Raw genomic sequence first — 21395 nt, 5'->3', positions numbered from 1 at the left:
TTGCCCAAACGCTTCTACCTATCGTCCCTGCCCAGCGGGCAGGGACGATGAAAAAAATAAAAACGAGCGGAGTGACGTCGCAGACGTCACTCCGCTCGTTTTTAAGCCATATCTGGCATATCCAGCCAATCTTCCCTATTTTTGCCAAATGGCAATTAATCTTACGGCATATAATCAAGTCCTGGCCGAACTGGCCCCTTATAAAGCAAGACTGGTAGCAGTTTCCAAAACAAAACCTGTAGAAGATGTAGAAGCCCTCTATGCAGCAGGGCAACGTATCTTCGGAGAGAACTATGTACAGGAACTAGTTGATAAACAGGCCGTACTCCCTGTGGATATCGACTGGCACTTCATCGGACACCTGCAATCCAATAAGGTAAAGTATATCGCGCCGTTTGTAAAAATGATTCATGCAGTAGACAGCGGGAAACTGTTGACAGAAATACATAAACAAGCACAAAAAAATAACAGGGTCATTGATTGCTTGTTACAGTTGCATATTGCAGCAGAAGAAACTAAATTTGGACTTGATGAAGCCGAGCTGTACAGCCTGCTGGATACCTGGCAGCAAGAACAGGAACAATTCTCAGGTGTACGCATCGTAGGACTGATGGCCATGGCCACCAATACAACAGACGAAAAACAGATTCGAAAAGAGTTCCACCAGCTCCATGAAATTTTCGACGCTGTAAAAAATAAATATTTCAGCTCACTGGACTATTTCAAAGAACGCTCCGTAGGCATGAGCGCAGATTATCCTTTGGCATTGCAAGAAGGCAGTACCATGGTACGTATCGGCAGTCTGCTCTTCGGAGAAAGAAACTACAACAAATAACATTTTTAAGGTTTAGCTATGAAGAAATTATGGAGCTGCCTGGTGGCAGGAATATCCCTCGCCGCATGTAATGTAGGCGCCAAAAAAGACCTGCAACCAGGTACCTGGCAGGCGAAACTGCATCGTAAAGATGGTGCGGAGATTGTTTTCAATTTTGAAGTGAAAGATACGGCTGGTCATAAAGTACTCTTTGTACTGAATGCAACGGATCGACTGCTGGTGGACGATGTGAAGGTAACGGGAGATTCCGTCTTCATCAAAATGCCATTCTTCGACTCTGATTTCAAAGCGCAATTACAAGCAGATGGTAAGATGACCGGTACTTGGACCCGCCATCTGGCCGATAAAGATGTGAGTGTGCCATTTTCTGCCACACCTAATACTACGGAACGTTTTCATGTAAATACGCCTGCTAAAGGCTCCGTGAATGGCCGCTGGGCTACTTGGTTCCTGGGGAAAGATAAAGACTCTTCCTACGCTATTGGCGAATTCAAACAGCAAGGCAATACGGTGCATGGCACCTTCCTGACCACCACCGGCGATTACCGTTTCCTGGATGGCGTTGTAGATGGCGATAGCCTGAAACTCTCTACCTTCGATGGTTCACATGCTTACCTGTTCACTGCCAAAGTAAGCGGAGATTCCATTGTGGGCGGTACTTTCTTCGCTGGTATTGGCGATGGAAAGGAAAGTTGGACGGCTGTTAAGAACGACACGGCCAAACTGCAAGATGAAGCGACCCTCGCTACATTGAAGCCAGGCGCAGGTCCGCTGACCTTCTCCTTCCCAGATATGGATGGTAAAAAGGTGAGTTTACAGGATGAGCGTTTCCGCGGAAAAGGCGTCGTTATCACGCTGATGGGCTCCTGGTGTCCTAACTGCATGGATGAAACGAATTATCTGAGCGACTGGTACAAAAAGAACAAGGATCGTGGTATAGAGGTACTGGGGCTCGCTTACGAGCGTACTACCGATTTCGAAAAATCAAAGAAATCACTTTCCAGTTTCCTGAAACGCTTTGATGTACAGTATCCGGTCCTAATCACCGGCGTAACGCCCGGCGATCCTGAGAAAGGAGAGAAAACTTTACCGCAGTTGACGGGCATCAAAGGATTCCCTACTACCATATTTATTGATAAAAAAGGTAATGTGAAAGAAGTGCATACTGGCTTCAATGGACCTGGTACCGGGGAACATTATGAAGAATTCAAATATAATTTTAATAGATTAGTAGATCAGCTCTTAGCAGACTAGGGGAGTGGGTCAGGGAGCAAAAAGGGACTTTTTAAATAAATTTATTATTTTCGTTTCTTTCAAAAAGTTTTGAAAAACAAAAAATCCTGATTATTTTACTGCTCCGTTTGACTTTATAAATTCCATTATCTACTCGCTTATCTTATCCACATAGCCGGAACGATGTCAACGCTGATATTGTTCCGGCTGTATTTTTTGATATAAAGATTGGTTATATCCCGTAATAACAGTGAAGCACTGAAGCCTATAGGTAATGCTGGTACTCTAGTAAAGCTATAACGGCAACGTCTATACGATATTTAGATTTAACAAAAATTTTAATGTTGATTGAATCACAATTGAATCACTAATTCAGCCTATGTAGTCTATTGGGCCATTCTTGGCCTGATATTTGAAAAATTGCCCCTTACGCAGTGCAGTTGAACTAAGTACTGTAATCATTTGTTAAACCATTAAAACCAGTGATTATGTCTACTATTAAATTTTTAGCAGGAGCCTTAGCCGGTCTTACTGCTGGTCTCGTAATAGGTGTTCTCACAGCCCCCGACAGTGGAGAAGGTACTCGCAACAAAATCAAGTATAGGGCTGGAAAATGGCGTAGAAAAATCAATAAAATGGTAGGAAAAGGAAATGGGGAGCTCGATGAACTCCGCGATGTGTTTGAACAACAGGTTACCGGCCTGAAAGATGATGTTCGGGAAAAAGTATTAAAACTGATTAACGAAAGTCAGAACACCTACCACAACTTTAAGAAAGAAGTATTGTCATAGCGCATTACGAACAGTGATGAAAAAGCAAAAAGAAACAGGCTGCAACTACACGCTGCAGCCTGTTTTATTTATAACAAGGAAAGCTTTACTGTGCTGTTTCTCCAGTTTCCATAAAATGCTTGAATCGACGAATGTCTTTCACAACCATCCTCTCAAATGCAGGATTCAATAGCCATGCTAATCCGCTGCCAATCTGCCCTGCAGGGGCTCTATAAGTCAACATCACATCAACGGCTGTACCTCCACCGGGAATATCCGTAAACGTTACTCTTCCGGCCGTAGCTATACTAGAACCTGGTAATGATCTCCATCCCAAAAATTGCCCAGGATATTCCTTTACGATTTCTGCATCCCATTCCAATGTACCAATGCCGCCAGGCCCTTTCACAATCCAGTGAGAATGTAACGGATCTTTTTCTTCCACCGACTGTAAATGCTTCATAAAGATGGACAGGTTGCTTAGTTGTCGCCAGAAATAATATACTTCCTCACGTGGGTTATCAATGAGAACAGCGGTCCTGATATTCACGGCCCTTGTATGCCGGTCGGGATGCCGCTTTCCCGTTATGCCATTTAATAAACTATTGCCTGAAATGCCACGGTACAGGAGATAACCCGCTCCCAGCAGCTTCAGCAGACTGTTGACAGGTTTCTTATCTACGCTGCTAATGGCAGAACCCAATAGCCAGGCACCCGTGAATATAGATACAATGCGCCCTTCAGGACTAACATTGATGATGCTGGAACTATTATAAAGCAGCCCTGCCGCAGGATGAACCTGCCCATTGATCTGTTTGTTTGCTATCATCATACAATTGCTGGTTTATAATACTCCCACTAAAATCTTGCAATAAATTAACATTTTGATAGCTACTAGTATAGATATGTTGTTTATTTCTCTCTATGTGGAACTAAAGTCACGCTGCGCAAAATATTACACAGTCCGGCAGTAATAATTTTTATATCTTCCGCAGCATAAACTATGAACAAATGAAAAGCATATTAACCACGTTATTACTTTTGTCTACCCTTGTAACCCAGGCACAGAAAGAGATTGCGCCGAATAAATGGGTGAAAATGTTCAATGGAAAGGATTTGAAAGACTGGGATATCAAAATCACCGGTTATGATTTGAATGATAATTTCGGTAATACCTTCCGTGTAAAAGACGGACTCCTCACGGTGAATTATGACCAATATCAACAGTTTGATGATAAATTCGGTCACATTTTCTATAAGAAGAATTTCTCTGCCTACTTGATTGTTGTGGAATATCGTTTTACTGGCGAGCAGGTAAAAGGTGGTCCAGGTTGGGCTTATCGCAACAGCGGTGTGATGCTACATGGTCAAACAGCTGCTTCCATGGGAAAGAACCAAGATTTTCCTATTTCCCTGGAGGAACAATTACTAGGTGGGAATGGGAAAGACGCGCGTACTAATGCCAATCTTTGTACACCAGGTACCAATGTGGTAATGAATACTAAACTAATCAAAGATCATTGTATTTCTTCTACTTCGAAAACCTATCATGGTGATCAATGGGTACACGTAGAAGCGCTGGTAATCCGCGATTCCGTCATCAAACATATTGCTGGTCAGGATACAGTAATCGTATATAATCAGCCGCAAATCGGTGGTGGCAACGTTTCTAATTACGATCCCGCTGTGAAAACGGATGGAAAATTGTTGACAGAAGGTTCTATTTCTTTGCAATCTGAAAGTCATCCTGTTGCATTCAGAAAAGTAGAATTGTTCGATTTGTCGCCATACGTAAATGATCCTAAGAAATTAGCTTACGTAATACAACTCTTGCAAAAAAGGAAATTCAATAAGTAAAAGATATGGTTCCCGCCCTGCGGCGGGAACCATATAAAATCAAAGCAGCCCTACATTTTATTACTACCCGTCGATCTGTTATCTCCACTAATAATACCTGATAAGCCAGATAATAAAAATTCCCTACCGTTTATCATCTGCATGCCATAAGCCCTTTTAAAGCCAGTATATTTATACTGTACATCTATATACTGTGACCAACAAGCCCCGATATACTGAGCATTATTCATCTTAAGCGAATTCATAAAACCAAAATAAATATATCCCCATGTTTAAGTTCATTCACCTAATCTGTACGATAGGCGCGTTATTTATTTTTTCAGCATGTAGTAAGACAGGGCCTGCGGGGCCTATAGGTCCACAAGGTGCACAAGGCCCTGCTGGTCCAACTGGCGCCACTGGCTCACAAGGAAATGCCAATGTAAAGAGTGGTAATTTCACGTTAACGAATACCCAGTATGCACTTGATATTTGGTCCTATCAAACCGGCCCTGGTAGCGCCGCCGGAATAAGTGCTAAAATGGCCACAGTAACCCTCGCTGATATTACGGCAGATGTTTTTAATAAAGGGACAATACTGCTTTATATTAAGGAACCTGCAGTTTTTGGTGCGAATCCATCTGTCTGGACCCCTCTTCCATGGCAGATTTCCAGCTTCAACCCTGGTTACTTGATCAATATCAACTATAACTATGATATAGGAAAATTAAGGATATACTATATGAACCTGCCTACAGACCATGCACCTACCACTCCAGTGCCACTTATAAGCACAGTAACAGTGCCTAATTTTGATTTTAAATATGTTATCATTGGCGGTAATCCCAATGCCCGCGCATCGGCCCCTGTGGACTATAATAATTACGAGGCAGTAAAAAATTATTATCACTTACCAGATTGATATCAATTTCTCTCTGCCCGTCGATCCCGCCCGGTGGGGCGGGATCGACAGATATAAAACGGGCGAAGCCCTTCGAAACCGCAGGTTTCGAAGGGCTTCGCCCGTTAAACAAATAAAAAATTATTTCAGCATCAACTGACTAATATACTTCACCGGCGCACTACCATAACTCAAAAACTTCTCATTAAAAGCCTTCAATTTATAATCGTTCCCCATCTTCTTTTTATAAGCTTCGCGCAGGTCAATAATCTCTTTATACCCCGTAAAGTAAGAAGTAAGCTGCACGCTCGTAACACTCACCCTACGCCATTTACCTTCTGCTTCCGCCTGTTGCTGGAAAGCCTCTTTCGTCAGCAAGTGCAACGCGTCTTCCTTACTCATGTTATTTACATGCACACTGTAATCCAGGATGGTATTGCAAACCGTACGCAGATTCCATTTATACCACATGAGCCACATTTCAGGCTCATTATTGCCATAACCATTTTCCAGCATCATTTGCTCTGTGTAAACAGCCCATCCTTCAATCATAGCGCCATTACCCATGAGCGACTTAATCAGGCTAGGTGATTGATTCGCATACACCAATTGTGTATAATGACCAGGGATGGCTTCATGTATATCCAGGATCTGCATGATATAGTGATTGTATTCACGCAGATAGCTTTCTGCTTTTTCTTTTGGCCATCCAGCCAAGCTGCCTACATTGTAGTAAGTATTACCACCCTTGTCATACGGGCCAGGAGCGCTGATAGACGCACCGGCAACTCCCGCCATATATGCAGGTTCTTTACGAACAACTAATGGTTTGGTAGGGTCCAAGTAAAGCAGGTCTTTTTCTTTAATGAATTTCACCAGCTCTGGAATTTGTTTCTCAATGGCAGCTTGGAACTCTTCTGGCTTCACATGGCGAACGCTCAACGTATCGATCATACGACCAATCAATTCCAGAGAATCCGTTGGAATAGGGGTATTACCAAAATATTTTGGCCATAATTCCCTGCTGATGCGGATCATTTCTTTATGTACAAATTGCTTGCGTGCCACAGCGGAGTCGAATATTTGCTGCGCAGAGAAAGCGGATTGTATCTGATAGTTGAATTTTTGTTCATAGAGTGCTTTGCCTAGTCTGAAACTGCGTGGATTCGCAGGTTTCAGTGCGCCGAGCCAAGTCGCATAATCATGCATGGCTGTTGCTGCAGTTTTAGCGCGGGCAATCATTTCTTTTTTCTCTTCGGCAGGGATATTGGTTTTATTGAGCGAGTCAACGAAATCTTTTTCCAATACTGGTGCACCGCCATTGTTCTGATCTATAGCCAGTTGCTGTAGTTCAGGGACTGGATTATTGATTTGCGCTTTGGCTGCTGCGTAGTATGCAGGTACATTCCGCAGTCTTGCATAAAAGCTTCGCAGTCTTGTTTCCAGTGGTGCATAATTTTCATTTAAGATGGTGGCGAAAGTATTGCTGACATTGAAACTGGAAGGGTCCCATTGATTGGATTTCAATTCATTGATACCCCAAACATTGGATTTCAGATAATTTTCGATCAGTTGATAATCAATTTTATTGGCGTCAGTCAGTTTATCAAGTGAGTAAGCTTTGAGTGAATCGAGATGACGGGCGCTGAAAGCGAGACTGGCTACATTGGCGGCGCTATCAGGCACAATGAGCACGCTGTCGTATTTGTGATAACCTACTTCTGTAGCCCATCCTGGGTTTTCTTTCCAGAGGTCATCAATGAAATGTTGTGAATAATTAGCAAAGGCAATATTGAGGGTACTGTCTGTACCGCTGCTGCTGCCGCCACCCTGGTGGCAGGCAGTGAATGCTGCCGCAGTGGCGGCACATAGTAATAGTTTTCTCATATGGGTGTAGTTGCGTTGTAAGATTACGTAAGATACTATTTTGATAGGGGAATAGCGGCCATATTTACAAGGATGGTATTTTTTTCATAGCTTTGCAGGGCATTTAATATAAAAACCGCAAAACTTTGAGCCATGTAATATCACAGGCATATTAATTCAAGCCTTTAGTCGTTCCATCTTCGGATCGGCCTGTGATTTTATTGTTGATTAAAACCCCTTATCATGGCAATTTCAAGAAAGTATGGCCGTACCTGGCATTACCCGTTTTCACCGGGAACTACCAGCGATGACCGTATTCAATATAACTACTGGGATCAGCTTAAAACAATCCCACAACTGGTACATACCGAAAAACTAGACGGAGAGAATAACTGCCTTTCCAAATACGGTGTGTTCGCGCGCTCACATGCTGCGCCTACCACTTCCGCCTGGACGGCCTCTATTCGTCGCTTCTGGGAAAGCATCAAGAATGATCTGGGAGATATGGAAATCTTCCTGGAGAACCTCTATGCTGTGCATTCTATCGAGTATCGCAACCTAGACCATCATTTTTATGTTTTTGGTATCAGGGAGCAAGACCGCTGGCTGAGTTGGGAAGAAACCAAATTTTACGCGGCCATGCTGGACCTGCCAGTAGTACCGGAATTAGCGATACTCACGCCACCGGCTACACGAGAACAGTATGAAAAGGAAACCTTGGAGTTGGTGTCAGGCCCTGGCACCTTCGATCCGCATGATGCGGCGGGTGGTTACCCAGTTACGATGGAAGGTATTGTTACCAGGAACACCGACAGTTACGCGGTGAGTGAATTTGCAAACAATGTATTTAAGTATGTCCGCAAAGGACATGTAAAAACAGATGAGCACTGGACCAGACACTGGCGCCGTGCAAAACTGAATTATGAAAATGGAAATTATGTGGACTATAGATAAAGATAAATCATGGCAGCACCTACACGATACTTGGTATTGGGTGAGTAGGATGGAAGATGTGCCACAAGATCCGCATCACCATGCAGAAGGGGATGTGGCTATTCACACCCGAATGGTGCTGGCGGCGTTGGAGCAGTTGCCAGCCTATCAGCAGTTAGAACCGCAGCAGCAGGAATTGCTGTGGGCGGCCGCACTATTGCATGATGTGGAAAAATACAGTACTACGGAAATATTGCCAGATGGACATATCACTTCCCCCGGACATGCGCGCAGAGGGGAAATGACCAGTCGGAATATCCTGTATGAAGAAATACCTACTCCTTTTTTTATACGGGAACAAATAGCAAAACTCGTTCGTTATCACGGGCTGCCGTTGTGGGTGTTCGATAAGCCTGATCCCATAAAAGCATTGATCAGTGCGAGTTTGGATGTAGATGTCCGTCTATTGTCCATCCTGGCCCGTGCAGATGTCTTGGGCCGTACCTGTACAGACACCGCGGATTTATTGTACCGCATTGATTGTTTTGAAGCGTTGGCGAAAGAGCAGCATTGCTGGGGGATGTCCCGGAATTTTGCTACTACAGCAGCGAAGATGAATTATTTTATGAAGACGAATGTTGATCCGGACTACGTTCCTTACCCAGAGAAGGGGAGTCGGGTGATCGTGATGAGCGGATTGCCTGGATCTGGGAAAGACACTTATGTACAGCGGCATTTCAAGGATATGCCAATGGTATCGCCGGATGAAATCCGCCGTAAGCATGGTATTGCGCCTACTGATAAAAGCGGCAATGGCACAGTAATCCAGGAAGCGAAAGAACAGGCAAAGGTTTATCTGCGCCAGGGAAAAGATTTTGTATGGAATGCTACCAATATCACACGGCAGATGCGAGAGCAACTGGTGGGACTTTGCATGACCTATCATGCAGAAGTGAAAATCGTGTATGTAGAAGTGCCTGCAGCAGTATTGTTTGCCCAGAATAAACAACGCGAATATGCGGTGCCGGAGAAGGCGTTGCATCAGTTGATACGCAAGCTGGAAGTTCCTTCCCTCACGGAGGCGCATGAGGTGGAGTACATCGTGTCTCCCTAAAAAAATTGCTTGTATCAAAAGTGAAATTTCGTGCCTGTCGCCCCTGCCCAGCGGCGACGAAAAATGAAAAGAGGAATTGAGGCCGCAGACCTCAATTCCTCTTTTCATTTTTGATATAGACTCGAATCTTTTACGCCATCCGCGTGAAAAAACTAGAATTCGTTCTTCCACATCATACTTTCCACAGGTCTTATGGTACGGCCGTTATATTTCGCGTTGCCTTTTTTGTTATAGAAAGTTTCCACATCTCCCTCTACCACAAAATAAATCAACTGTCCGATTGGCATACCGGCGTATACGCGGACAGGTTGAGCACAGGAGATTTCCAGTGTCCAGGTATTGCAGAAGCCTACATCCCCTTTACCGGCAGTGGCGTGAATATCGATACCGAGGCGGCCTGTGCTGGATTTTCCTTCCAGGAAAGGCACGTGGGCATGCGTTTCCGTATATTCCAGTGTAACGCCCAGGTATAAAGTGCCTGGTTGGAGCACATATCCTTCCTCCGGAATCTCAAAATGTTCAATCTCGTTATGCTGGCGTGCATCCAATATGCGATCCCGATAGGTGGCCAGATACTTGCCCAGGTGTACGTCATAGGAGTTGGTACCAAGATATTTCCTGTCGTATGGAGATATCACGATGGTGCCTTTCTCGATTTCCTCCAGTATGCGCTTGTCAGACAAAATCATGTGCTAGGTAGTTTGCTTTAGCTGTTAGTAATTTGGATTGGGTAGGAAAAAGCGGTTAAAGAAAAGCTAATATGTGCCGGAAATACGCTTTTATTCACCCTTTTTCTATTAATTTGGCAAGATATGCCATTAATACGTACCATACAAATTGATCCGGACACCAGACTAGGGTTGTGGAAAATTAGTGAAGAAGAAGATTATTTCCGGAGCAAAATAACCATCAGTAGAGATATTCATCACCCGCATAAGCGGCTGCAACACTATGCAGGACGTTTATTGTTGATTACCCTGTTTCCGGATTTTCCGATACATGAGGTCATCATAGGGGATACCCGAAAACCAATGTTACAATGTGATAGCTTCCATTTTTCTATTTCTCATTGTGGCGATTATGCCGCCGCGATCGTTAGTCGTAAAGCCGCGGTGGGAATAGATATCGAAAGCGTGCAACCTAAAATTGGAAAGGTGGCGCATAAGTTCTTATCGCCCATAGAGCAGGCTTTCATTGATCCTGTAAATGCCTTGAAGCATCAGACCGTCTGCTGGAGCGCCAAAGAGGCCATGTTTAAATGGTATGGCCTTGGTAGCGTTGATTTTAGGGAAAATATGATGCTGGAACCTTTCCCTTTTATGCCAGCAGGATTTATTCAGGCCGATTTTGTGAAGCCGGATACAAATACGCGATTATATTTGCAATATATATTAGAAGAGGACTTGTGCCTTGCCTGGACACATCCTGTAGGCTAAGAGACTGATCGTCAAACTAATTTTAAATAGTTTCGTTATCTATGAAGATATTTTTACTCGGTTTTATGGGAGCCGGCAAATCCTATTGGGGGAAACAACTCGCTGAACATTGGCAGCTACCCTACTATGATCTGGATGAGGTGATCGTGGAGGCAGAAGAAATGGCCATCAGCGATATCTTTGCCACCAAAGGAGAAGATTACTTCCGGGAAAAGGAAAGTATGCTGCTGCGCGAACTCTCCAAGCAGGACAGATTCCTGATCTCCTGCGGCGGAGGCACTCCCTGCTTCCAGGATAATATGGACTTCATGAACGAAAAAGGTACTACCATCTGGATAAATCCTTCTGTTCCTGCCATGGTAGAACGCCTGACGCGTAAAAAATCGAAACGCCCTCTAATACAGGATCTTGAAGATGACGACCTGATAGACTACGTGGAAATGAAACTGGCCGAAAGACGCCAGTTCTACGAACAGTCCAGACACATCATCTCTTCGGATCATATTACGCTGGATACATTTACCAAAAATATAGATCATGCATAAGAGTTTTTTAGTTTGGGCAGCAGCTTTGGGAGCGCTGGCAGTGGTTTTGGGCGCATTCGGCGCACATAAACTGAAAGAGCTGGTTCCTCCTGAAACTGTAAGTACTTTTCAGACAGGCGTTACCTATCAGTTCTATCATGTATTTGCCCTGCTGGCAACAGGTATCTTGTTTGCCTATGCCCCTGGGTCCCAGATGCTCTGGGCTGGCAGATGCTTTATTATCGGCATCTTCCTCTTCTCCGGGTCTTTATACTTGCTCACCATGTTGAAGGCCACAGAAACAGTAGGCCTTTCCAAACTGGGCATCATCACTCCAATAGGCGGCGTCTTTTTCATCGTCGGTTGGATACTGCTGCTGCTCTCCATATTGAAAATCAAAGCGTAAAAAATTTTCGAAAATGCTTTGTGCAAAATAACCGCACAAAGCATTTTTTTATTCAAGTATATTCACGATGCGGAAATATGTATGGGTGCTGACGATATGCCTCTGCGGCGGACTTTCAGCTGTTGCACAAACCGCCGGTAATGTGTCCGGCAACTGGTACGGTATACTGAAAACCAACCAGGAAAAACTTAGGATTACAGTTAACCTCTCCCAACAAGCAGGCGCCCTTACTGGTACCATCGCTTTCCCGGATAAATCTGACCAATCAAAAAAATTCGATTCCGCTAGCCTGAAAGATGGTATTCTCTTTTTGCGACTGAAAGAATATGATCTGGTGTTTGTGGGAAAAGCCCAGCCAGCAGCAAATAATCTCACAGGTCGACTCATCTGGGGAAATATTAAAGAGAATGTAACGTTAACTCATAAAGAAATCAAAGCGGAAGAACTATACGCACGGCCCCAGGAACCTAAACCTCCTTTTCCTTATCACACAGAGGAGACAACGTTTCTGAATGAACACGATAGCGTAAGATTGGCAGGAACTTTGACATTGCCTGCTGGAGCTATTGGCGATTGTCCTGTTATCGTGCTGATTTCCGGCGCAGGCCAACAGAACCGCGATAATGAAATTGCCAACCATAAGATGTTTCTCGTAATGGCAGATTATTTCGCCAGACATGGTATAGCCACGCTCCGTTATGACGACAGAGGCGTAGGAGGATCAGGGGGAGACGCGGATACAACGGATATCCAGGGTTACGCAAGAGATGCGGCTGCAGCGGTACGTTACCTGAAGGGAAGAAGAGAAGTAGACAAACATAATATCGGACTACTAGGCTTCGGCGAAGGTTCCATCGCGGCGGAAATTGTAGCTGCTGATAATCCTGCTATCTCTTTTGTAATTTCCATGGCAGGAATGGGCGTTACTGGTAGAGAATACGTGGATCAAAAAATGATCGCTATAGGTAGAGCATACGGACAATCCGATGCCGAAATCAAAGAGCATCTTAAACAAACAAAACCTTACTGGGACGCATGGGCAGCGGATGTTCCCTATGAACAAGCGAAAGCCAATGCAGAAAAAGTACTGGAACAGGCATACGAAAATTTACCAAAGGATTATAAACAAGGCGTTACCAAAGAACAATTTGCACAAGCAGATAACGTAAGTCCGGAAATGTTGTCTATATTACGTTATAAACCTGTCACAAACTTGAAGCGCATCAAATGTGCATTCATGGCTATCAACGGAAACAACGATCTGACGGTAAATGCAGATAGCAATCTGAAAGCGCTGGAACAAGGTTTGTTAGAGAATGGAAATGTCATGGTAACTGTCCGTAAATTTGCAGGACTAAACCATTTGTTTCAGCAATGCAAGTCATGTACAGAAGAAGAGTATGTTGAGCTGGAGCAAACCATCGACCCATTGGTGCCTGAGTTCATTACCCACTGGGTATTGCAGTTGATACCGGCAGGCAGGTAGTCCCAAGTTATTAGAGAAATTATGTCCAAGAATAAACTGAAAACCGAAAAACCAGAAAGTAAAAAAGCCAAAGCTACACCAGCCCCGAACCCGGATGTATTGAAGAAAGATAAGGAGCCTGATGTGAAAGTGAAAGAGCTGGTCAAAGATGAGCGTACCCATAAAGTAATGGGTGTGTTCTTTCTATTACTCTCCCTGTACTGTTTCATCGCATTCACTTCCTACATTTTTTCGTGGGAAGAGGATTTTGATAAAGTAAACCGTTACTCTACAAAAGAATTATTCTTTGGAGATGTGAAAGTGGATAACTTGTTAGGCCGACTGGGAGCTTATGTTTCACATGGTTTCTTTTACAAAGGCTTTGGAGTGGCCTCCTACCTGTTTTGTTATTTCTTCTTCATTTTAGGCGTGAATTTTATTGTTGGCCGTCGGGTATTTAGGGTATGGCGCAATATCAAGTATATTTTGTTCGGGTTGCTGTTCATCAGCATGACGATGTCATTCATTTCCTTCGGCGCTGAATTCCCTTGGGGCGGAGCTGTTGGAAATGCCCTCAACAAATGGGGGACAGGCTTCGTAGGGAAAACAGGTACTGCATTGTTCCTATTAGTAACAGGATTGTCTTGGTTGATTTGGAAATTCAATTTCGATATCAAATGGCCAGAAAGAAAACCCAAAGCACCTAAACCTGCACCTGTGTCAATGGCTGCTGCAACGGCTACCGCCGCGCCAGTCGTTCCCCCAGTAACAGAAAAAGTTCAGCAAGCACCTGTAACCGCCGCGAAAGGAAATGGCCTGAAAGAGGATACTGGTGTAATGGTGATCCCGCCAGGAGAGCCAGAAGAGGAAGAGGAATTGCCAGCTATGCACCTAGTAGAAAAAGAGGATATCACGGTTATTCCGGCACATATTCCGCATAGCGTACCACTTGTAGCACCGGAGCCGGAAATAATGGCTCCCGCTGAAGAGGAAGAAGAAGATTATACAGATGAAGAGCTGGAAGCCGCTGGTCCCATGCTCTATATAGACGATACCCTGGAACAGCCACGAGAACTCGAAGTAACCCAGGAACCCGTTGCCAGGAAAAAGAATACTACACCGGAAGTAGCCTTCGAAATCAAGCCTACTTACAATGATGAGGAAGAAGAGGAAGTAACACCGGTTCATACAGCCGTGTCCGTAGATCCTTTTGATCCCGCACTAGACCTCAGTAGTTATAAATTCCCTGGATTGGAACTCTTGGCCAATCACAGTGCGGATAAGATCATTGTACAGGATACCGGTGAACTGGAGAAAAACAAAAACCAGATCATCGACACACTGAAGAACTATGATATTTCCATACAGAAAATCTCTGCTACGGTAGGTCCTACCGTGACGCTTTATGAGATCGTTCCAGCCGCGGGCGTACGTATCTCCCGTATCAAAAATCTGGAAGATGATATCGCGTTAAGTCTTTCTGCGTTGGGTATCCGTATCATAGCGCCTATCCCCGGAAAAGGTACGATCGGTATTGAGGTGCCGAATGTGAAGAAATCCATCGTTTCGTTGAAAAATCTGCTGGCTTCGGAAAAATTCCAGAACAGCACCATGGATTTGCCGATCGCCATTGGTAAAAAGATTGATAATGAGAACTTTATAGCGGATCTGGCCAAAATGCCACACTTGCTGATGGCCGGTGCTACCGGTCAGGGTAAATCCGTGGGTATCAATACGTTACTAGTATCTCTACTCTATAAAAAGCATCCTTCCCAACTGAAGTTTGTATTGGTCGATCCGAAGAAAGTGGAATTGTCTCTTTACAAATTGATTGAAAAGCATTTCCTGGCCAAATTACCAGGAGAGGACGACGCCATCATCACGGATACCAAGAAAGTTATCCATACGTTGAATGCACTTTGTATAGAGATGGATTTGCGCTACGACCTGCTGAAAGAAGCCGGTACCCGCAATATCAAGGAGTATAACGCCAAGTTCACCCAGCGTCGTCTCAATCCGCAGAAAGGCCATCGTTACCTGCCGTTTATCGTACTGGTGGTGGATGAGTTTGCGGATTTGATCATGACAGCAGGTAAAGAGGTGGAAATGCCGATAGCGCGACTAGCGCAGTTGGCCCGTGCCGTGGGTATTCACTTGATCATTGCCACACAACGTCCGTCTGTAAACATTATCACCGGTACCATCAAAGCGAACTTCCCGGCTCGTATAGCCTTTAAGGTATCTTCCAAAATAGACTCCCGTACCATCCTGGATATAGGCGGTGCGGAGCAATTGATTGGTCAGGGGGATATGCTGGTATCCTTTAACGGGGAGCTGGTGAGGCTGCAATGTGCTTTCGTGGATACACCAGAAGTGGAAAGCGTGGCTGAATTTATCGGGAATCAGAAAGGGTATCCGGAAGCCTTCCTGCTGCCGGAATATGTGGACGAAAAAGATCCGGAAGGCAGGGAATTTAGCCTGAGCGATCGCGATCCATTATTCGAAGAAGCTGCCCAGGTGATTGTACAGACCCAGCAGGGCTCCACCTCATTGCTGCAACGTAGGATGAAGTTGGGATACAACCGTGCAGGGCGACTCATGGACCAGTTGGAAGCAGCCGGTATTGTGGGCCCGAATATGGGAAGTAAAGCCAGGGAAGTATTAGTGAAAACAGACTCAGAGTTACATGAAATTCTTAATGATTTGTTATAATCAATTAAGTAAAATGTGAATATGACGTCGCTTTCATTGAAATATCCGATTTTTGAGGCACTAAAATGACAATATTGACCTGTCGGCATACCATTTGACAAGATAGGTCAACAAATAAAAAAAGAACTACGATGAAGAAATTTGTATTAACAGGAATGTTGCTGAGCGGCATTATTTTCGGCGGTATGGCACAGGCCCAGAGCAAGGTTGCGAACGACCCTAAGGCCAAGACTGTACTGGATGGAGTAAGCGCCAAGTTTAAGACCCTGAAATCCGTAGTCGCCAATTTCGTATTGAAAGTAGAAGGAGCCAATAACAGTGTAACCGAATCTAAAAAAGGTACGGTGTATATGAAAGGCCCTAAATACAAGGTGACCATGGAAGGCCAGGAGATCATCAGTGATAATAAAACTTCCTGGACTTATGCAAAGGATGTCAATGAGGTAACTATCAACAACGTAGATCAGAGCAGTGGTTCCATTACCCCGGCGAAACTGTTCACCAATTTCTACGACAAAGACTTCCTCTACCGCCTGAACTCAGAAACCACCGAAAAGGGCAAGGTGCTGCAGAACATTGAAATGACGCCTACAGATAAATCTAAGAATATCTTTAAAGTGATTGTTTCTGTGGACAAAAAAGCCCAAAATATTGCCAAAATGAAGGTTTTTGAGAAAAATGGCAATCATTACACGTACGAAATCACCAATTTCACACCCAATGCGCCAGTTACAGACGCTACTTTCATCTTTGATGCGAAGAAATACCCTGGTGTAGAAGTGGTAGACCTGAGGTAATTAATTCCAAATACCGGAATTCACAATTAATTTCTACCTTTGGCAAGTTTCAAATAAAAATAAACAATATGGCATACGACGTAATCGTAATTGGTAGTGGGCCCGGCGGATATGTGGCTGCTATCCGTGCTTCTCAGCTGGGATTTAAAACCGCTATCGTGGAAAGAGAAAACCTGGGTGGTATCTGTTTAAACTGGGGCTGTATTCCTACTAAAGCATTATTAAAATCTGCACAGGTATTTGAATATATGCAGCATTCCAAAGATTATGGTATCTCCGTTGCGGATGCACAGGTTGACTTCCCGGCAGTGATCAAACGTAGTCGTGGCGTTGCTGATAAAATGAGCAGGGGCGTTCAGTTCCTCATGAAAAAGAATAAGATTGATGTGTTGATGGGTAATGGTAAATTAAAGGCGAAAGGCCAGGTAGAAGTTACCGATAAAGACGGTAAAGCTACTGTTTACGATGCCAAACATATCATCCTCGCTACAGGTGCACGCGCTCGTGAGCTGCCTAACCTGAAAATCGACGGTAAAAACGTTATCGGTTACCGCGAAGCACTGGTACTGCCAGAACAACCTAAATCCATGATCGTGGTAGGTTCCGGCGCTATCGGCGTTGAATTCGCTTACTTCTATGCTACTCTCGGTACTAAAGTAACTATTGTTGAGTTCATGCCTCGCATCGTACCGGTAGAAGATGAAGATATCTCCAAAGAACTGGAAAAAATCTACAAGAAGAAAGGCATTGAAATCATGACCAATGCTTCTGTAGAAGCAGTAGAATCTACTGGCAAAGGCGTTAAAGCTAAAGTTAAAACCGCTACTGGCGAAATCTCCCTGGAAGCAGACGTAGTATTGAGCGCTGTTGGTATCGCTGCCAATATCGAAAATATCGGTCTGGAACAACTGGGCGTTAAAACCGACAAAGGTCGCGTAGTAGTGGATGGTTACTACCAAACCAACGTTAATGGCGTTTATGCTATTGGTGATATGGTTCCTGGTCAGGCACTCGCACACGTTGCTTCTAAAGAAGCGATCGTTTGTGTGGAAGCTATCGCTTACAACGAGAAGAAATATGCACACAAACCTGCTACCATCGACTATATGAACATTCCTGGATGTACTTATTGCGCTCCTGAAGTAGCATCTGTAGGTTATACTGAAAAAGCTGCACGTGAAGCTGGTTACGAAGTGAAAGTGGGTAAATTCCCATTCTCTGCTTCCGGAAAAGCTACTGCTGCTGGCGCTCCAGAAGGTTTCGTAAAAGTAATCTTCGATGCCAAATACGGCGAATGGCTGGGTACACACATGATCGGTGCAAACGTTACCGAAATCATCGCGGAAACAGTAGTTGCTCGCAAACTGGAAACTACTTACCAAGAAGTGCTGGATTCAATCCACCCGCACCCTACTATGAGCGAGTCTGTAAAAGACGCGATCGAAGTAGCTTACGGCGAAGCAATCCACCTGTAATGTTTACTTACTTAATTAAGCATACACGAAAAAGCCCTCGCTTCTGCGAGGGCTTTTCTTTTTCAATGATATCATTACTGTTTTACAAATTTCCGCGTGAATATCCGGGCGCCATTCCAGTAAATAACGCAAGTATACATGCCCGCCGGCAATGCAGCCACACTAATGCCCTCTAAGGTATTGGTAATCGTAGCCCTAATTCGCACCTTTCCGCTCATATCTGTGATGACTACTTGTCGCTCTCTTACCTGTGCATCCATAATGCCCAGCGTAGTTACAACAGGGTTAGGGAATAGCAAGATATTCCCAGAAATAGGCAGTTGCACCGTAGATATGTCAGAATAAATGGTACGTCCATCGGTGGTGGTGAGCATTACCCGGTAATACATGATGCCTTCCCAAGTATGGGTATCGGTGTAATAATAGAGGAGGCTACCACTAGAAGGAACTGTTTGTAATGTTTCCCATGTTTTGCCGTTATAACGTTGCCAGGCAATAGTTTTCAATTTGTATTCCGTAGCAAGCGTTAAGGTGAGCTGTACGGAGTTGTCTGATGTTCTGTCGGCTATCAAGGCACGCACATAACAACTTACTCCTTGTTTGGTAAAATCGAGCGTATAGCCGCGCTGACCTTCCCATCCGGATTGGTGTATGGGACTCACCGCGAAATAGGTAGAATTCAATTGGGATTTAGGTATTATGAGGAAGGTATCCCGGAGTTGCTTAAAAGGCTGCAATGCGGTTTTTCCCATGGTGTACAACTGGTATGCGGAGGCATTTGTAACAGGGCTCCAGAAAAGCAATACACTGTCGGCGCAATTGAATCCTACTTTAATATTAACCACCGGAGAGATCCCAAATACTGGCGAAATGAAGGCGGTATCTGGCAGTTGAAATTTCAGCATCGCTTTACTGAAAACAGCCGGTGTAAACCAGCCCAGGTGTTCCGCACTGATAGGGAGTCCGCTGATAATAGTACTCCAGGTACGACCACTGTCAAGACTATACGAAATAGCTCCATTTCCTGTATAAGTTGTTTCCCAATAGAAATTAACATCTGTGTTGGCAGATAACAAGGTATTGGTGTCAGGTTGTTGCCATACGAAGGTTTGTTTAGGAATAAACTCGTAGGCGATGTACCAAGATTGATTACCGCGTAATTGTTTGGCTTGTACCGCAATATGGGCGATGCCGGCAGCGGGATTATCGATGGTAACCTGTTCCACATTATTCAGCGTGTCTATACCTCGTTTGGCTGAGGCGGCGAGGGAGTCTGCTTGTGGGTATGGGTTCAGTACCCAGGGTAGATAAGTTTGTCCATCGGTACCGGTTACACGTAGATCCAGGTCGTTGATCAATGCTTTAGGGGCATTGGCAGCGGCTGCGGGGTCATTCCAGCAGAGGGTAATTTTTACCGTCTGTGTGTTGGCGGGAATGGTAATATCACTGGTAGTAGTATTGTTGTTGGTGGCTCCGCCGATGATATATCTTTTGTCCTGAAGGGTTTGCAGGGCGTGGGCTGCGTGTAGGTTACCAAAACCAGATTTATAATCCGGCATTGCCCCCGTCGGGCGTTTGGCGCTATTGATCAGGATGGCTTTGAGTAAAGCAGATGGCATGGCCGTAAAATGTAGTTGACGCCAGGCATCTTGTACCATCGTTACCACCCCACTTACTGCCGCGGCAGCGCCAGAAGTGCCGTCTTGACCGAAGGCGGAGATCTCTGGTTTAATACGCCCATCATAGGCGGGGCCATGAGAAGCGAGCGAAAGAAATCTGCCGTCAGCATCCGTACCACCCGTAACGATTACATTTTTTGCCTGTTTGAAATTGCCAGAGAGATTCGCATACACGAGGTTTTGGTAGGTTCCTGAAGTCGGAGTCTGGGTACCGATATTACCGGCGGAAAACACGTGTACGATGGTATCTGCAGTAGCTATTTGCTGGTCGTAGGCAGCGGCCTCGTTGCCATAATAGTTTTCAATCGTAGTACCGTAGGAGTGGTTTTGAATGGTAATGTTATAATTACGATAGTAGGTACTGGTATCGGGTAGCAGACTTTTATTAAAATCCGAACTGCTGATACCAGCGCCTGGAGCGGCGCCTAACCCTAGTGCGCCCGTATTACCTGCCCCCGCGATGATAGTGGCCATGGTACTGGCGTGGGAGGTAACATTGGGAGAGGCATCCGGGTTATATATGATTCTTCCTGCAAGGTCAATATCAGTGGTGTCAAACCGATCCTCTTTAACGGAAACGGCTATACTTTTTCCATTGAAATTGGGAAAGAATTGTTGCGCTACATTGATCCGATTGACGTATGGATTGGCGGTATTGACAATCATTTCAATATGGGCTTTCCTGACCTGGTCGGCAAAGTGGATCTGCTCTTGGCAGATGAATGCTTGCCAATCGGCTACGGCCAGCCTTATCACCGCAGTGTGATAATCTTTCCGGTAGCTGATGATATGTGTAGCAGGTGTGTTAGGAAGCGAATCTTTGAAACTAACCTGAACGGCTATACTATCAGTTGCAGGGAGTAGCGTTATACTTGTAACCAGGTTGTCGCTGGCTTTCCAGTTGCAATTAGCGATATCAGCATAGTCCATATTTTTTTTCAGGTGAAGATCTCTAGGAATTGCAGATAATATAAAGCAATTGCTGCTAAGTACTTTCAGGAGTCCGTACGGAGATAATTTCAATACAGGTACGGATTTATTGAATTTCACGAGGTAATAGGTTCCTGGCTGTTGAGCGAGCGTATCCGCTGGGCGTAGGGTACTGTAGCGCAATCGCATGCTGTCAGTTTTTCCCGCATCCTGCGCAGCGGTCATAATGCAGGAAAATGCCAGGAAAACCAGCAGGAAAGGGAATTTGGGAAGATAGTAGTTCATGCGGGAAAAACAAAAAAGCTGTTATTTACTTGGCTTCAAACGTCAATAAAACTATAGAAATAAAACGTGTATCCCAATTTTTTTCTGAGAGTTTGCAAAATGTTTTTTTTAAATTCAGCGAAAATCGTAATATTGGTAACATAAGTTGTAAATGAAAAACATCGACAAAATCTAAGCTTGATCGCACAACATTTTAGT

The 21395-nt window shown here is 44.5% G+C and carries 18 protein-coding genes; 14 read left to right on the top strand and 4 right to left on the bottom strand.

Annotated features, from left to right (window positions below; genetic code table 11):
* Window positions 1-148: 148 nt before the first annotated feature.
* From JO154_RS08055 to JO154_RS08045, 3 genes are all read left to right on the top strand, one after another.
* Complete coding sequence (locus tag JO154_RS08055) at window positions 149-835, top strand: YggS family pyridoxal phosphate-dependent enzyme (RefSeq protein ID WP_291943545.1); 687 nt, start codon at window positions 149-151, stop codon at window positions 833-835.
* 18 nt (window positions 836-853) lie between these two features.
* Window positions 854-2089 (top strand): peroxiredoxin, encoded by a 1236-nt coding sequence (locus JO154_RS08050; protein ID WP_291943542.1) that lies wholly within the window; start codon window positions 854-856, stop codon window positions 2087-2089.
* Between the two features lie 467 nt (window positions 2090-2556).
* The gene (locus JO154_RS08045) at window positions 2557-2859 is read left to right on the top strand and encodes a YtxH domain-containing protein (protein ID WP_291943540.1); all 303 of its coding nucleotides are present in this window, start codon (window positions 2557-2559) and stop codon (window positions 2857-2859) included.
* 85 nt (window positions 2860-2944) lie between these two features.
* Here the strand turns inward: JO154_RS08045 and JO154_RS08040 are convergent, their stop codons facing one another.
* The gene (locus tag JO154_RS08040) at window positions 2945-3670 is read right to left on the bottom strand and encodes an SRPBCC family protein (protein ID WP_291943538.1); all 726 of its coding nucleotides are present in this window, start codon (window positions 3668-3670) and stop codon (window positions 2945-2947) included.
* Between the two features lie 179 nt (window positions 3671-3849).
* On the opposite strand from JO154_RS08040, the gene JO154_RS08035 reads away from it, so the two are divergent.
* Both JO154_RS08035 and JO154_RS08030 read left to right on the top strand, forming a co-directional pair.
* A complete protein-coding gene (locus JO154_RS08035) occupies window positions 3850-4695 on the top strand; it encodes a DUF1080 domain-containing protein (RefSeq protein ID WP_291943536.1) in 846 nt (281 codons plus the stop codon).
* A gap of 268 nt (window positions 4696-4963) precedes the next feature.
* Window positions 4964-5596 (top strand): hypothetical protein, encoded by a 633-nt coding sequence (locus JO154_RS08030; protein WP_291943533.1) that lies wholly within the window; start codon window positions 4964-4966, stop codon window positions 5594-5596.
* A gap of 120 nt (window positions 5597-5716) precedes the next feature.
* On the opposite strand, the gene JO154_RS08025 is transcribed toward JO154_RS08030, so the two are convergent.
* Window positions 5717-7462 carry a DUF885 domain-containing protein gene (locus tag JO154_RS08025; RefSeq protein WP_291943531.1) on the bottom strand — a complete coding sequence of 582 codons (1746 nt, stop codon included), beginning with the start codon at window positions 7460-7462 and terminating at the stop codon, window positions 5717-5719.
* 222 nt (window positions 7463-7684) lie between these two features.
* Between JO154_RS08025 and JO154_RS08020 the strand changes: the two genes are divergently transcribed.
* Both JO154_RS08020 and JO154_RS08015 read left to right on the top strand, forming a co-directional pair.
* Window positions 7685-8395, top strand: a complete 711-nt coding sequence (locus JO154_RS08020) for an RNA ligase family protein (RefSeq protein ID WP_291943528.1) — start codon at window positions 7685-7687, stop codon at window positions 8393-8395.
* The gene (locus tag JO154_RS08015; protein WP_291943526.1) at window positions 8364-9488 is read left to right on the top strand and encodes an AAA family ATPase; all 1125 of its coding nucleotides are present in this window, start codon (window positions 8364-8366) and stop codon (window positions 9486-9488) included. The genes JO154_RS08020 and JO154_RS08015 overlap by 32 nt, the downstream gene beginning before the upstream one ends.
* Window positions 9489-9640: 152 nt before the next feature.
* On the opposite strand, the gene dcd is transcribed toward JO154_RS08015, so the two are convergent.
* Complete coding sequence (gene dcd / locus JO154_RS08010) at window positions 9641-10177, bottom strand: dCTP deaminase (RefSeq protein ID WP_111590785.1); 537 nt, start codon at window positions 10175-10177, stop codon at window positions 9641-9643.
* Window positions 10178-10300: 123 nt separating this feature from the next.
* On the opposite strand from dcd, the gene JO154_RS08005 reads away from it, so the two are divergent.
* From JO154_RS08005 to lpdA, 7 genes are all read left to right on the top strand, one after another.
* Entirely contained in the window at window positions 10301-10924 is a 624-nt protein-coding gene (locus JO154_RS08005; RefSeq protein ID WP_291943523.1) for a 4'-phosphopantetheinyl transferase superfamily protein, read from the top strand.
* A gap of 41 nt (window positions 10925-10965) precedes the next feature.
* Window positions 10966-11469 (top strand): shikimate kinase, encoded by a 504-nt coding sequence (locus JO154_RS08000; protein WP_291943521.1) that lies wholly within the window; start codon window positions 10966-10968, stop codon window positions 11467-11469.
* Window positions 11462-11854 carry a DUF423 domain-containing protein gene (locus tag JO154_RS07995; RefSeq protein WP_291943519.1) on the top strand — a complete coding sequence of 131 codons (393 nt, stop codon included), beginning with the start codon at window positions 11462-11464 and terminating at the stop codon, window positions 11852-11854. Before JO154_RS08000 ends, JO154_RS07995 begins: the two co-directional genes overlap by 8 nt.
* A 67-nt stretch (window positions 11855-11921) precedes the next feature.
* A complete protein-coding gene (locus JO154_RS07990; RefSeq protein ID WP_291943516.1) occupies window positions 11922-13340 on the top strand; it encodes an alpha/beta hydrolase in 1419 nt (472 codons plus the stop codon).
* 21 nt (window positions 13341-13361) lie between these two features.
* Complete coding sequence (locus JO154_RS07985; protein WP_291943513.1) at window positions 13362-16031, top strand: DNA translocase FtsK; 2670 nt, start codon at window positions 13362-13364, stop codon at window positions 16029-16031.
* Between the two features lie 131 nt (window positions 16032-16162).
* Window positions 16163-16828 (top strand): outer membrane lipoprotein carrier protein LolA, encoded by a 666-nt coding sequence (locus JO154_RS07980; protein WP_291943511.1) that lies wholly within the window; start codon window positions 16163-16165, stop codon window positions 16826-16828.
* 68 nt (window positions 16829-16896) lie between these two features.
* A complete protein-coding gene (lpdA, locus tag JO154_RS07975; protein ID WP_291943508.1) occupies window positions 16897-18303 on the top strand; it encodes a dihydrolipoyl dehydrogenase in 1407 nt (468 codons plus the stop codon).
* A gap of 74 nt (window positions 18304-18377) precedes the next feature.
* Here lpdA and JO154_RS07970 read toward each other — a convergent pair whose 3' ends face one another.
* Complete coding sequence (locus JO154_RS07970) at window positions 18378-21197, bottom strand: S8 family peptidase (protein WP_291943505.1); 2820 nt, start codon at window positions 21195-21197, stop codon at window positions 18378-18380.
* Window positions 21198-21395: the final 198 nt, after the last annotated feature.

The sequence above is a fragment of the Chitinophaga sp. genome, from assembly GCF_019236475.1.
Classification (GTDB): domain Bacteria; phylum Bacteroidota; class Bacteroidia; order Chitinophagales; family Chitinophagaceae; genus Chitinophaga.
Note: the sequence above shows the minus strand (reverse complement) of the source record. Positions and strands in the feature narration are given on the sequence as shown.

Coding starts and splice junctions, on each gene's coding strand:
- JO154_RS07980 (WP_291943511.1), top strand. CDS start 16,163: ATGAAGAAATTTGTATTAACAGGAATGTTGCTGAGCGGCATTATTTTC.
- JO154_RS08050 (WP_291943542.1), top strand. CDS start 854: ATGAAGAAATTATGGAGCTGCCTGGTGGCAGGAATATCCCTCGCCGCA.
- JO154_RS08035 (WP_291943536.1), top strand. CDS start 3,850: ATGAAAAGCATATTAACCACGTTATTACTTTTGTCTACCCTTGTAACC.
- JO154_RS08025 (WP_291943531.1), bottom strand. CDS start 7,462: ATGAGAAAACTATTACTATGTGCCGCCACTGCGGCAGCATTCACTGCC.
- JO154_RS07985 (WP_291943513.1), top strand. CDS start 13,362: ATGTCCAAGAATAAACTGAAAACCGAAAAACCAGAAAGTAAAAAAGCC.
- JO154_RS07970 (WP_291943505.1), bottom strand. CDS start 21,197: ATGAACTACTATCTTCCCAAATTCCCTTTCCTGCTGGTTTTCCTGGCA.
- JO154_RS08045 (WP_291943540.1), top strand. CDS start 2,557: ATGTCTACTATTAAATTTTTAGCAGGAGCCTTAGCCGGTCTTACTGCT.
- JO154_RS08005 (WP_291943523.1), top strand. CDS start 10,301: ATGCCATTAATACGTACCATACAAATTGATCCGGACACCAGACTAGGG.
- JO154_RS08030 (WP_291943533.1), top strand. CDS start 4,964: ATGTTTAAGTTCATTCACCTAATCTGTACGATAGGCGCGTTATTTATT.
- JO154_RS08040 (WP_291943538.1), bottom strand. CDS start 3,670: ATGATGATAGCAAACAAACAGATCAATGGGCAGGTTCATCCTGCGGCA.
- dcd (WP_111590785.1), bottom strand. CDS start 10,177: ATGATTTTGTCTGACAAGCGCATACTGGAGGAAATCGAGAAAGGCACC.
- JO154_RS08000 (WP_291943521.1), top strand. CDS start 10,966: ATGAAGATATTTTTACTCGGTTTTATGGGAGCCGGCAAATCCTATTGG.
- JO154_RS08015 (WP_291943526.1), top strand. CDS start 8,364: ATGAAAATGGAAATTATGTGGACTATAGATAAAGATAAATCATGGCAG.
- JO154_RS07995 (WP_291943519.1), top strand. CDS start 11,462: ATGCATAAGAGTTTTTTAGTTTGGGCAGCAGCTTTGGGAGCGCTGGCA.
- lpdA (WP_291943508.1), top strand. CDS start 16,897: ATGGCATACGACGTAATCGTAATTGGTAGTGGGCCCGGCGGATATGTG.
- JO154_RS08020 (WP_291943528.1), top strand. CDS start 7,685: ATGGCAATTTCAAGAAAGTATGGCCGTACCTGGCATTACCCGTTTTCA.
- JO154_RS07990 (WP_291943516.1), top strand. CDS start 11,922: ATGCGGAAATATGTATGGGTGCTGACGATATGCCTCTGCGGCGGACTT.
- JO154_RS08055 (WP_291943545.1), top strand. CDS start 149: ATGGCAATTAATCTTACGGCATATAATCAAGTCCTGGCCGAACTGGCC.